Source organism: uncultured Microscilla sp. (assembly GCF_947493425.1).
In the GTDB taxonomy this organism is placed as follows: Bacteria; Bacteroidota; Bacteroidia; order Cytophagales; family Microscillaceae; genus Microscilla.
This window is the reverse complement of sequence record NZ_CANLRP010000435.1, coordinates 1-719: the sequence shown is the minus strand read 5'-3', so window position 1 is coordinate 719 and position 719 is coordinate 1. Positions and strand designations below refer to the sequence as shown.

Sequence of the window (719 nt, the reverse complement as noted above, 5' to 3'; positions counted from 1 at the left end):
GAGTGTATAACATATTAACGGCATATCATATTTATGCCGTTTTTTGATAAATTTGTTTTTGCTCCTGTTCAATAAAGAAGTTTATGTACTTATCCCAATTTTGATTTTTTCTTACTGCTCTAATATCGAGCATGTTTTGCGCACCCTTAAAACTCCAATGCATGGCATTCCTTTCCATCCGGCTTTTCACAAAATGCCCACAGGCACTCTCAACTGCCCCAGTGGTGATGGGAAACCCTTTGCTGAGGTAATTTTTGTAATCAACCATTTCCTCTTTGTTAGTCAGGTAAGTAATTGCCTGATCAAGTTTTTCGAGTTGATGCTTTGAAAACCCACCTGTTGTACGGATATTTTTCCATCCTTCCAGAACCTGCATATGTTTGCTATTAAGCAGCAGCAGTGCTTGTGTCTCTACCCATTGAGTTCGTTCCTGATGTTTTTCCCCTAAGTGAATGTTGGCAACCTTCCACACATATTCGAGTAAATGTATAAAGTCCAAAATGTAAGCTTCTATTCGGTTCTCCATTCCCAATAATTTAGCTTGAGCTGTTACTTGGTTTTTCAATGCCCTGTCTCCATCTATAAGAACCACTATTGGAGCATTTTTTTTAGTATCTCTATCTAAAAGCTCACTCAGCCCATAATGAATAGCCTTGGGCTTATCTGATAAAAATGCCCGAAGGTGTTTGTTTTTGTGCCAAGAGTGCTTCTTTTGTTTA

1 pseudogene is annotated in these 719 nt (G+C 38.4%); it reads right to left on the bottom strand.

The window, feature by feature from the left end:
* Positions 1–31: 31 nt before the first annotated feature.
* A pseudogene (locus tag Q0954_RS34210) lies at positions 32–719 on the bottom strand (hypothetical protein); the annotation flags it as partial.